Consider the following 11,316-nt stretch of genomic DNA (forward strand, 5'->3'; position numbering starts at 1 on the left):
CCGCCTCGGTCCCGGCGGGCTCCGTCTGGACATCGCCGGGCCGGGCCATGTCGGCGTCGGTGTCGGCGTCAAGGTCGGCGTCGAGGTCGGCGGCTGGGCCGGTGCCGGCGCGGCCGTTGCGCCTGGGGTCGCGGGTGTTCGCGCCGTCCGAGCTGGTCGTGATGGCGATCGTCAACCGCACGCCGGACTCCTTCTTCGACCGCGGGGCCACCTACGGCGAGGCCGAGGCGCTCGCCGCCGTCGACGCGGCGGTGGACGCCGGAGCCGGGATCATCGACATCGGCGGGGTCAAGGCGGCCCCGGGCGAAGAGGTCGACGCAGCCGAGGAGCTGCGCCGCGTCGGCGGGTTCGTCTCGGCGGTGCGGGCCCGCCACCCGGAGGTCGTGATCAGCGTCGACACCTGGCGCGCCGAGGTCGGACGGATCGTCGCCGGCGAGGGCGCCGACCTGCTCAACGACGCCTGGGGCGGGGTCGACCCGGAGCTGGCCGAGGTCGCCGCCGAGTTCGGCACCGGGCTGGTCTGCACCCACGCCGGCCACCTGCCGCCGCGGACCCGTCCGCACCGGATCGCCTACGACGACGTGGTCGCCGACATCGCCGCCACGACGACAGCGCTGGCCGAACGGGCGGTGTCGCTGGGCGCCCGGCCGGACGGGGTGCTCATCGACCCAGGGCACGACTTCGGCAAGAACAGCCGACACTCGCTGGAGTCGACCCGCCGCCTGCCGGAACTGGTCGCGACCGGGTGGCCGGTGCTGGTCGCGATGTCCAACAAGGACTTCGTCGGTGAGGTCCTCGACGCGCCCGTGGACGAGCGGCTGGAGGGCACGCTCGCGGCGACCTCCGTGGCGGCCTGGCTGGGAGCCCGGGTCTTCCGCGCGCACCAGGTCGCCGCCACCTGGCGCACGCTGCGCATGGTCTCCGCGCTGCGCGGGGACGTCGACCTGCGGATCGCCCGCCGCGGCGTGGTCTGAGCCGGGCCGGACCAGCACCGCCAGGCGCGCCGGCCTGGGCCGGCGGTGCGCTACTCGCCTTCGGCGACCTCGCCCTGTGTGGGCACCCGGGCGGCGCCGCGGCCCGCGCCGGCGCCCGCCTCGAGGATGTCGAAGGCCTCGGGCACGCTGGTCGCCCAGATCAGGATGTCGCGGGCCGGCGGGCGGACGAAGCCGCGGCCGACCAGGTCCTCGACGAGCATGCGCAGGTGCGCGTACACGCCGTCGTGATCCAGGATGACGACCGGTTTGGCGTGCAGGCCGAGCACCGCGGCCACCCAGATCTCGAGCAGTTCCTCGAGGGTGCCGAGCCCGCCCGGCAGGGTCAGGAACCCGTCGGCGCGGTCGTCCATGACGGCCTTGCGCTCGCGCATCGTGGCGGTGACGATCAGCTCGTCGGAGTCGGTGTCCCCGACCTCCATCGCCAGCAGCGTCTCGGGGATCACGCCGACCGTGTGCGCGCCGCCGGCCCGCGCGGCCCGGGCGAGGGCGCCCATGCACGACACCGAGCCGCCGCCCGAGACCAGCACGTGCCCGCGCCGGGCGAGCTCCGTGCCGACCTCGGCGGCGAGCAGCACGAACGCGGGATCGATGTGGTCCGAGGACGCGCAGTACACACAGACGTTCACGAGGGCGCCCCACCGGCCGCGGCGGCCCCGCCGACCTCGCTGGCGGTCTCGTCGCCGGAGGTGGCCGCGGCGGGCGGGCCGGCACGGCCGGTCCCCTCGAGAATCAGGCGCACGGCCTCGTCGACGTCGTCGGTCATGGTCACCAGGTCGAGGTCGCCCGGCTTGATCCGGGCGGAGCCGAGGACGGTCGAGCGCAGCCACTCCAGCAGGCCCGACCAGTAGGCCGTGCCCATGAGCACCACCGGGAACCGGGTCACCTTGCCCGTCTGCAGCAGGGTGAGGGCCTCGAAGAGCTCGTCGAGGGTGCCGAACCCGCCCGGCATGATGACGAAGGCCTCGGCGTACTTCACGAACATCGTCTTGCGGACGAAGAAGTACCGGAAGCTGACGCCCAGATCGACCCAGTCGTTGAGATCCTGCTCGAAGGGCAGCTCGATGCCGAGGCCGACCGAGAGCCCGCCGGCCTCCTGCGCCCCCCGGTTGACCGCCTCCATCGTGCCCGGCCCGCCGCCGGTGATCACCGCGTAGCCGGCGTCGGCCAGCGCGGCACCGAGCCGGCGTCCCAGCTCGTACTCGGGTTCGTCCCGGCCGACCCGGGCCGACCCGAAGACCGTGACGGCCGGGGGCAGATCCGCCAGCAGCCCGAAGCCCTCGACGAACTCGCTCTGAATGCGCAGGACGCGCCACGGGTCACTGTGGACGAACGAGGCCGGGCTGCGGGTGTCGAGCAGGCGTTGGTCGGTGGTGGAGTGCTCCACCTGCCCGCGCCGCGCCGTGACCGGGCCGCGGCGCTGCTCGGGCGGCGGCCCGCCACCCCGCCGGGTACGCCTGGACACCGCGGCCGCGGGAGCAACCGCGGGCCCGGGCTCGACGGCGGGAACGGGCGGGGGGACGTCCGCCGGACCATCACCGGCTGGGCGCGCGGCCGCTGTCGGAACGATCGGCTGGGACGTCGATCCGCCGCCCGGCGGATCAGGGTGGGCGGGCCGAGTCACGTCCGCACCATACGCAGATCCGCCCGGACGCCCGAAGCTCAGGGCGTGCCGCGGCCGACCAGGTAGGAGCCGAGCACGCGCTCCGTCTCCTCGATCACCGCCACCTCGACGTACTCGTCGCGGGTGTGCGCCAGGTTCGGGTCGCCGGGACCGTAGTTGAGCGCCGGTATGCCCAGCTCGGCGAACCGCGCCACGTCGGTCCACCCGTACTTGGCCACCGGGGCCCGCCCGGTGGCCGCCACGAAGGCCGCCGCGGCCGGGGCGGACAGCCCGGGCGGGGCCCCGCCGGCGCTGTCGTCGAGCACCAGGTCGTAGCCGTCCAGCACCTCGGCCACGTGGGCCAGCGCGGCCTTCGGGTCCCGGTCGGGGGCGAAGCGGAAGTTCACCGTGACCCGGCAACTGTCCGGGATCACGTTGCCGGCCACGCCGCCGTCGATCCGGACCGCCGAGAGGCCCTCCCGGTAGGTGCAGCCGTCCAGCGTGACGGACCGCGGCCGGTACCGCGCCAGCCGGGTCAGCAGCTCCCCGGCCTGGTGGATGGCGTTCTCCCCGAGCCAGGAGCGGGCCGAGTGCGCGCGGCGGCCCGGCACCGTGGCCACGACCCGCAGCGTGCCCTGGCAGCCCGCCTCGATCTCGCCGGAGGTGGGCTCCATGAGGATCGCCAGATCCGCCTGGAGCCAGTCGCGGTGCCGCTCGGCGAGCCGGCGCAGCCCGTTACGGGCGGCCGCGACCTCCTCGTTGTCGTAGAAGACCCAGGTGACGTCGTGCCGCGCCCCCGCCCCCGAGACCGGCCCCGGCCTCGACTCGGGCGCCGGCGCCGACCCCGACGCCGGGGTGCCGAGGAGCGCAGCCAGGCGGAGCATCACGGCCACCCCGGCCTTCATGTCGGACGTCCCGCAGCCGTACAGGCGGGAGCCGTCGAGGCGGGCCGGGAGGTTGTCGGCGACGGGCACCGTGTCGAGGTGACCGGCCAGCAGCACCCGCGCGGGCAGGCCGTGGCCGGTCCGCGCGAGCACCGCGTCGCCGTCCCGCAGGATCTCCAGGCCGCCGAGGGAGCGCAGCGCCTCCTCGACGGCCGTCGCGAGCGTGCCCTCGTCGCCGCTGACCGACGGCACGTCCACGAGGACACGCGTCAGCTCACCGACGGGCAGCGCCAGATCGAGGCCCATGACGGTCAGGGGGCCACGCCGTGTTCACGCAGGATGTCGTTCAGCGCGAGCTTGTCGTGGATCTCGCCTTCGTCCAGAGTGCGCAGGACGAGGATGCAGGGCATGGCGAACTCGCCGGCCGGGAAGGAGCGGACCCGGCTTGAGCCGACGGCCACCGCGCGCTCCGGGATCTCCCCGCGCGGGTACTCCTCCCCCGTCACAGCGTCGAAGACGTGGGTGGACGCCGTCAGGATCGCCCCGGCGCCGAGCTTCGCGCCGTGCCGGACCCGGGCGCCCTCGACCACCATGCAGCGGCTGCCGACGAACGCGTCGTCCTCGACGACCACCGGCACCGCGCTCGGCGGCTCGAGCACGCCGCCCAGGCCGACCCCGCCGGAGAGGTGGACATTGCGCCCGACCTGGGCGCACGAGCCGACCGTCGCCCAGGTGTCGACGAGGGTCCCGGCACCGACGTAGCCGCCGATGTTGGTGTAGCTGGGCATGAGCACGGCACCGGGCTCGACGTGGGCGCCCCAGCGGACGATCGCGCCCGGCACCACCCGCACGCCGTCGAACCGGGTCTTGAGCGGGACGCGGTCATGGAAGTGGAAGTCCCCGGCGGCCGACTCGACCATCGGCAGGACCTTGAACGACAGCAGGATCGCCCGCTTGGCCCGCTCGTCGACGACGACGCTGCCGTCCGCGGCGACCTGGGCGACCCGGGCCTCACCGGCGTCGATCGCGTCGACCGCGCCCACGATGACCTTGCGGGCCTGGGTGTCCTCCGGCGTCAGCTCGCCGCGACGCTCCCACAGGTCGTCGATGGCCCGGTCCAGGGGAGACACGACTTCGCCGGACGTGACACCCACGTCCGATGGGCTGGGGTTTGCTCCGCTCACGCTGCTCACGGATAAGACCCTACGGGTCTCGGGGTGAGCGGCGCTCGCGACCGCGGCGGTCAGCGGACGTCGGGCTCCGAGCCCCAGCCCGGCGTGTTCCGGTCTCCCTGCTCGCCACCACCGGGCCGCGGGACGGCCATCTGCCCGGTCTCGTACGGCGGCACCGGCATCTGCCCGGTCTCGTACGGCGGCACCGGCATCTGCCCGGTCTCGTACGGCGGCACCGGCATCTGCCCGGTCTGGTACGGCGGCACCGGCATCTGCCCCGTCTGGTACGGCGGCACCGGCATCTGCCCCGTCTGGTACGGCGGCACCGGCATCTGCCCCGTCTGGTACGGCGGCACCGGCATCTGCCCGGTCTGGTACGGCAGCGGCGGTTGCTGCTGCGGCGCGCTGCCGCCGCCGTTCTCATACGAGGGGACGGGCAGCTGACCCGTCTGGTACGGCGGTGGCGTGCCCTGCCCGGCGGCACCCTCACCGGCACCGGAGTACGACCCCGACCGACGGTGGGCGCCCTGGGGGTCCCGGTAGGGATCTCCGGGCTGCCCCGAGCGGACGTCCCGGCCTCCCCGGAAGTCCTGGGGCTGCCGGTATTCCTCAGGCTGCCGGTACTCCTCGGGCTGGCGGTACTCCTCGGGCTGGCGGTACTCCTGGGCCGAGCCGAAGTCCTGGGTGGGGCGGTAGTCCTGGGACGGCCGGGCGCCCGGATCGGGCTGACTCGACCGGTACCGGTCGAACGAACCGACGGAGCTCTGGTCGGCCCGCGCCGGCTCACCCGCTCCGTACCCGGACGGACGGCCGGAGGACCAGCCCTGGTCACCGCCGCGGCCCGCACCCACCGGATGCGGCCCCGAAGCCGCGGGGCCGGGCGGCCCGGCGGGCGGGTAGCCGGCCGGCTGCTGGCCCCAGCCCGGCGCGGCCTGCGCGCCGCTCGGGGCGCCTGCCGCGGGGAGCATGGTCATGCGCTCCGGAACGGTGGCGATCTGGGCGTCCGGGGCGGTCAGCGCGACCCGCACGTGCCGCCGGCCGGACTCACCGTAGAAGCTCCCCGGCGCGACCAGGACACCCACGCTGGACAGCGCGTCCACCGTGGCCCAGCAGTCCTCGCCGCGGGTGGCCCACAAATAGAGACCGGCCTCGCTGTGGTCGATCGTGAAGCCCGCGACGGCGAGCGCCGCGGCGAGCACCGCCCGCCGGTTGGCGTAGCGGGCGCGCTGGTCGGCGACGTGCATGTCGTCCGCGAGCGCGGCCGTCGCCGCCGCCTGCACCGGCGACGGCATCATCAGCCCCGCGTGCTTGCGGAGCTGGAGCAGCCCGTCGACGAGCTCGGGGTCACCGGTGACGAACCCGGCCCGGTACCCGGCCAGGTTCGAGCGCTTGGACAACGAGTGGACGGCGAGCAGGCCCTCGTGGGAGCCGCCGCAGACATCCGGGTGGAGCACCGAGACCGCGCGGGCCTCCCAGCCCAGCTCGATGTAGCACTCGTCGCTGGCGACGATCACGCCGCGCTCACGCGCCCAGGTGACCACCGCGCGCATCTCGTCCACCGACAGGACACGCCCCGTCGGGTTGCCGGGCGAGTTCAGCCAGACGAGGGCGACACCCTCGGCGGGGCCGACGACCGGCTCGCAGTGCGCGAGCAGGGCGCCGACCTCGTAGGTCGGGTAGGCCGGGGTGGGCACCCAGACGCGGTCCCCGGGCTCCAGGCCGAGCTGCGAGGGAAGCTGGGCGACCAGCTCCTTCGTGCCCAGCACCGGCAGCACGGCGGACGGCTCCACCAGCACTCCGAGCCGGCGGGCCAGCCAGCCGGCGGCCGCCTCGCGAAGATCAGGTGTACCTGCGGTGAGCGGGTACCCCGGAGAGTCCGCGGCACCGGCGAGGGCATGGCGCACCACCGCCGGCGTCGCGTCGACCGGGGTACCCACCGACAGGTCCACCAGCCCGTACGGATGCGACCGCGCCTTCTCCTTGTACGAGACCAGGTGGTCCCACGGGAAGTCGGGCAGCCGCACCCGCGACCGTCCCGGCGATCTGATCGTCCGGGACGGTCTCGCCGACTCCCCTGAACCGGTCAGGACTCGCCCTGGGGAGCCAGCGCGGAGATGGTGGGCGGGTCGAAGTCGAGGGCGCCGACCTTGGAGGCGCCGCCGGGCGAGCCGAGCTCCTCGAAGAACGACGCGTTCGTGTCGGTGAAGGTCTTCCACTGGTCGGGGACGTCGTCCTCGTAGTAGATCGCCTCAACCGGGCAGACGGGCTCACAGGCACCACAGTCGACGCACTCGTCAGGCTGGATGTAGAGCATCCGTCCGCCTTCGTAGATGCAGTCGACCGGGCACTCCTCGATGCAAGCCCTGTCCTTCACATCAACACAGGGCTCCGCGATGACGTAGGTCACCGGACGTTCCTCCTCGAGCTCACGGGCGACTGATTCCTTAGTATCGACCTGGACCGTTCGGTGTCGACAACAAGGGCGTGCACTAGTGGTGTATGTCGTCCACATCACTCCGGCCGACATCGGCTCCCGGGTCGTGATCCGGCGCCGTATCTCTGGTCCGCTCCCCCTGAGCGATGTTCTGGGCACGCTTGAGTCCTGGTCGGAAGGCGAACTCCGCCTCCGCCGCACCGACGGTACGACAGTGAGTGTGCCCGAGGAATCCCTCGTAGCGGCGCGTGTCGTGCCCTTGACACCCCGGCGGGCCAATCCTCGGCCCCCCGGTCGGGCGACACCATTGGACCAGCCCGGAACGCCCCCTCGCCACGACATTGCGGAACGCAACGATCAGATCACGGAATCAGATCGCCCCGCCGCTCTCCGCACGGACGGCCAGGTCGGCGCCGACGCGGATGGAGAGTACCCGGACGCCGGTGACGACGATACCGGGGACAATGGCGGCGACCGGGACGCGAGTGGCGCCGACCCGGGCGGCGCCGGCCCGAGTGTGGAGGTCCAGCGGTGAGCGCCCACAGCAGGCGGATGTTCGCCACCGTCGTCCGCCGCGAACCCGTCGACCTGGCACTCGCGTGTCATCTGATCGCCGCCGAGGCCGGCCCGGAGACGAACCCGGCCGAGACGACCCGTGCCCTCGACGCCCTGGCCGCCGACACCGCCGCCCTCCTCGCGGCCCGCCGGGCCGCTCCGCGGGGCCGTGGCGCGGCTGGTGCCGGTACCGACACCGGTGCCGCTTCCGGGGCCGGGGCCGCCTCCGGGGCGGTTCCCGGGGCCGCCTCCGGGGCGCCGGCGGAGCGGGGCACCGCGGCCGACGCGGGCACCGACGCCGGCGGGGGCACGCTGACCGGGCTCGACCTGCGCGCCGCCGCCGAGGCGCTGCGGGAGTCCCTCGGCGAGCGGGCCGGGTTCGCCGGGCACGAGTCCGACTACGACGACGTTCGGGCCTCGTTGCTGCCCGACGTCATCAGCCGGCGCCGCGGCCTGCCGATCCTGCTGTCCATCGTGTGGATCGAGGTCGCGCGCAGAATCGGCGTCCCCGCCTACGCCGTCGGGCTGCCCGGCCACGTGATCGTCGCGGTGGGCGCGCCCCATGAGAACGTCCTCGTCGACCCGTACGCCGGGGGGGAGATCATGACGGTGCACGACGCGGCGGCACGAGTGCGCGCGGCCGGCGCGGCGTTCACCCGGGCCCAGCTCGCCCCGATGACCCCGGAGGACCTGCTCACCAGGGTCCTGAGCAACATCCGGGTGCTCGCGGCACGCACCGACGTCCCACGCACCAGGCTGTGGGCGGTGGAGCTCTCGCTCCTGCTGCCCCGCCACCCCGCCGTGCTGCGGCGCGAGCGGGGCGAGCTGCGCGTCCGGCTGGGCGACTTCCTCGGCGGCGCGACGGACCTGACCAACTTCGCCGACGCGGTCACCACCGTGGAACCCGCCGCCGCCGCGGCCGCCCGGCACGCCGCCGCGGCCGCCCGCGCCCGCCTGAACTGAAGGCTTACGAGGACGAGCCGGCCCGGCGCGAGCGAGCCGGCTGGTCGGCCGAGAGGTACGAGCCCTCGTAGAAGATCAGCGGAGCGGCATCCGGCCGCTGCGCCGCCAGCGCGACCACCTCTCCGATCACCAGCGTGTGGTCACCGCCCGGATGCGTCGCGACGGTCCTGCACTCCAGGACGGCGAGCGCGCCCTCCAGCAGGGCGACCCCGGTCCGCGCGCCGAGCGAGTACCGCCAGCCCAGGAGCTGCCCCCCGCCACCGCCGGACCGCCCGTCGCCCCCGTACCCGTCGTCGGTGGGCCGGTCGGCGCCGCGGCGGGCGAAGTCGCGGGACGCCTGATCCATGTCGGCGGCGAGGATCGAGACCCCCCACACCCCGGCGTCGAGGAGCGGGGCGTGGAACCGGGCGTCCTGACGCACGCTGACGAGGACGAGCAGCGGGTCGAGGGAGACCGAGACGAAGGAGTTGGCCGTCATCGCGAGCTGGTGCCCGTCCACAACCGTGGTCAGGACGGTCACACCGGTCGCGAACCGGCCGACCACCCGGCGGAACGCCGCCGCGTCGGGCACGGCCAATCCGTCCGGAGCCGTCGGGCCGTCCAGGGAGCCGGCGGCGGGGAGGTCGGGCCCGGGCTGGAGCTCGGCCGGGCACGGCTGCGCGCGGGCCGTCTCCGCCGGAGCGGGTTCGGGCAGGGGCTGGCGCGCGGGGCTGGCCACGGCGGCAACGCTACAGCGGCGGAAGTGGCCCCACCGCCCTGTCGGGACACCTCGGTGACCATCGGCACAACCCCGGCAGGGCCCACGGCCCCACCGTCACCCGGCCGACCGCGCGGACGCTCCTCCCGGCCGCCCTCAGCGGGGAGGCACCGTCGGGGGACGCGGCGGCAGCGCCGTCAGGCCGCGCCGCGCCTGCCCGAACACGGCCACGACCACCGGCGCGAACACGCCTATCCCCAGGAAGAGGTAGCCCGTAGCGGTCGCCTTCAGCAGCAGGTCGCCCTCGGTACGCGACGCGGCGAGAAGCAGGACGACGGGGATCCAGCCGACAAGCGGGATCATCGCCCCGAGCCGGGTACCGGTCAGCCAGCGGACCAGAAACGGCACCCCGGTGTTACCGAAAAGCGCCAGCAGCAGGCCGATGGAGATCAGCGTCCCGCCCGGCCGCGGGCCGGAGGGCACCAGAACGACGCCGTACACCCCGAGCACGAGCCCGGCCACGATGCCGAACGCGTACGAGACACCGAGGAAGGCACGATGGGGCTCCTCGGGCGGCCCCGGCACCGCGGCGGCCGGGACGGCCCGGCCGGCAGCGGCGCCCGGGGTGGCCGGGGTGGCCCTCCCCTGCCGGCGCGCGGACGGCTTGGAACGCTCCTTCGAAGGCGTCAAGGCCGTCGACGGAGCCGGATCACCGCTCGCGTCGTGACCGTGGCCAAGCGTCGGACGGGGCATTCCCCGACAGTAGGCCATGGACCGCCCGATCACGCGCCGAGGCCGAACCGTCGATCTCGCACCGCCCGCCAGCCGGCCGCCCCGGCGCCAGGCCCCGTTCCGCTGCCGGCTTCTCCGGGTCGGTGCCCTACGGGGTTACGAGTTCCCGGGGCACGGCTATGACGTCCACGAGGGCGCCGCGACGCCAGACTGTCATTTCGACGGGTTGTCCGATGGTGTCCTCGGTCAGCAGTCGCTGGAGATCGCCCGGGCCGGCGACGGGCGTCCCGGCGATCGACAGGACGAGATCGTCGGTGAACAGTCCGGCCTGCCCGGCTGGGCTACCCTGTACCACCTCCGCGAGGCGCACGCCGTGGCGTTGCCCCGTCCGCTCGGCCAGGGCCGGCGGGAGCGGCACCCGGGCACCGGCCACACCGAGGTAGGCGCGGCGGACTCGGCCATCCCGGATCAGTGCCGCGAGGATGCGCCTGGTGGTGGCGTTCACGGGGACGGCCAGGCCGAGCCCGACGCCGGCGACGGCGGTGTTCACCCCGACCACGCGGCCGTCGGCGGTGACCAGTGCCCCGCCGGAGTTTCCCGGGTTCAGCGCGGCGTCCGTCTGGATGACCTCGTCCACGACGCGCACGGCCGAACCGGAGCGGGTCGGCAGCGAGCGGTTCAGGGCGCTGACCACGCCGGCGGTGACGCTCCCGGTCAGCCCCAGCGGATTGCCGACGGCGACGACGAGTTGGCCGACCCGCAGCGTCGCCGCGTCGCCGAGCTCGGCCGGGCGCGGTGTGGAGCCGCGGGCCCGCAGCACGGCGAGGTCGGAGAGCGGGTCGGCTCCCACCAGGTCCACGGCACGCTCGGTCCCGTCGACGAACTCCACCGTGCCGACCGGCTCGCCGGCCCGGCCGGTGCCTGGACGTCCCTCGACGACATGCGCGGAGGTGAGCAGGAACCCGTCCTCGGTGAACAGCACCGCGGAACCGGCTCCGGCGCCACGCGAGGTGCGCACCCGCAGGCTTCCCACGCTCGGCCCGACCCGCTCGGCCACCCGGGTCACCACACGGGAGTAGGCGTCCAGCGCCGCCTCACCACGATCACCGGACGGCGCGGTCTCGTCGGGGAGTGCGATCTGGTCCTCGGGGCCCGGGTTGGCGGTGGCGCCTGCGTCCATCCGATCCTCCTCGCGATTACAGTGTTGCACTGCAATCAACGCAAGCGAGGAGCGGATCCTGCCGCCGAGGCGTCCGCCGTCGGCATAACCACCCCACCCCACCC

11 protein-coding genes and 1 pseudogene are annotated in these 11,316 nt (G+C 74.5%); 2 read left to right on the plus strand and 10 right to left on the minus strand.

Translation table 11 applies throughout. The annotated features are described in order from the left end of the window. A pseudogene (locus tag FMEAI12_RS36905) lies at positions 1-181 on the minus strand (hypothetical protein); the annotation flags it as partial. On the opposite strand from FMEAI12_RS36905, the gene folP reads away from it, so the two are divergent. Next, positions 162-974 carry a dihydropteroate synthase gene (folP, locus tag FMEAI12_RS00910; protein ID WP_112104647.1) on the plus strand — a complete coding sequence of 271 codons (813 nt, stop codon included), beginning with the start codon at positions 162-164 and terminating at the stop codon, positions 972-974. The pseudogene FMEAI12_RS36905 and the gene folP overlap by 20 nt on opposite strands. A 50-nt stretch (positions 975-1,024) precedes the next feature. Here the strand turns inward: folP and FMEAI12_RS00915 are convergent, their stop codons facing one another. The 6 genes from FMEAI12_RS00915 to fdxA form a co-directional block, all read right to left on the minus strand. Then, the gene (locus FMEAI12_RS00915; RefSeq protein WP_020458522.1) at positions 1,025-1,621 is read right to left on the minus strand and encodes a TIGR00730 family Rossman fold protein; all 597 of its coding nucleotides are present in this window, start codon (positions 1,619-1,621) and stop codon (positions 1,025-1,027) included. Beyond that, positions 1,618-2,457, minus strand: a complete 840-nt coding sequence (locus tag FMEAI12_RS00920) for a TIGR00730 family Rossman fold protein (RefSeq protein ID WP_165938411.1) — start codon at positions 2,455-2,457, stop codon at positions 1,618-1,620. The genes FMEAI12_RS00915 and FMEAI12_RS00920 overlap by 4 nt, the downstream gene beginning before the upstream one ends. Positions 2,458-2,654: 197 nt before the next feature. Continuing rightward, entirely contained in the window at positions 2,655-3,785 is a 1,131-nt protein-coding gene (dapE, locus tag FMEAI12_RS00925; protein WP_112104643.1) for a succinyl-diaminopimelate desuccinylase, read from the minus strand. Positions 3,786-3,790: 5 nt separating this feature from the next. Continuing rightward, on the minus strand, positions 3,791-4,633 hold the full coding sequence (locus tag FMEAI12_RS00930) for a 2,3,4,5-tetrahydropyridine-2,6-dicarboxylate N-succinyltransferase (RefSeq protein ID WP_112104644.1): 843 nt from the start codon (positions 4,631-4,633) through the stop codon (positions 3,791-3,793). 89 nt (positions 4,634-4,722) lie between these two features. After that, the gene (dapC, locus tag FMEAI12_RS00935; protein ID WP_112104645.1) at positions 4,723-6,675 is read right to left on the minus strand and encodes a succinyldiaminopimelate transaminase; all 1,953 of its coding nucleotides are present in this window, start codon (positions 6,673-6,675) and stop codon (positions 4,723-4,725) included. A gap of 59 nt (positions 6,676-6,734) precedes the next feature. Continuing rightward, a complete protein-coding gene (gene fdxA, locus FMEAI12_RS00940) occupies positions 6,735-7,058 on the minus strand; it encodes a ferredoxin (protein WP_018502185.1) in 324 nt (107 codons plus the stop codon). Between the two features lie 558 nt (positions 7,059-7,616). On the opposite strand from fdxA, the gene FMEAI12_RS00950 reads away from it, so the two are divergent. Beyond that, positions 7,617-8,603 (plus strand): transglutaminase-like domain-containing protein, encoded by a 987-nt coding sequence (locus FMEAI12_RS00950; RefSeq protein WP_200835122.1) that lies wholly within the window; start codon positions 7,617-7,619, stop codon positions 8,601-8,603. A gap of 4 nt (positions 8,604-8,607) precedes the next feature. On the opposite strand, the gene FMEAI12_RS00955 is transcribed toward FMEAI12_RS00950, so the two are convergent. The 3 genes from FMEAI12_RS00955 to FMEAI12_RS00965 all read right to left on the minus strand — a co-directional run bounded on the left by FMEAI12_RS00955 (position 8,608) and on the right by FMEAI12_RS00965 (position 11,212). Next, a complete protein-coding gene (locus FMEAI12_RS00955; protein ID WP_112104646.1) occupies positions 8,608-9,321 on the minus strand; it encodes a flavin reductase family protein in 714 nt (237 codons plus the stop codon). A gap of 135 nt (positions 9,322-9,456) precedes the next feature. Beyond that, complete coding sequence (locus FMEAI12_RS00960) at positions 9,457-9,990, minus strand: DUF6113 family protein (RefSeq protein ID WP_235013557.1); 534 nt, start codon at positions 9,988-9,990, stop codon at positions 9,457-9,459. A 190-nt stretch (positions 9,991-10,180) separates the two neighbouring features. Further along, a complete protein-coding gene (locus tag FMEAI12_RS00965; protein WP_200835123.1) occupies positions 10,181-11,212 on the minus strand; it encodes a S1C family serine protease in 1,032 nt (343 codons plus the stop codon). Positions 11,213-11,316 lie beyond the last annotated feature (104 nt).

The organism is Parafrankia sp. Ea1.12 (assembly GCF_900465275.1).
Taxonomy (GTDB): domain Bacteria; phylum Actinomycetota; class Actinomycetes; order Frankiales; family Frankiaceae; genus Parafrankia; species Parafrankia soli.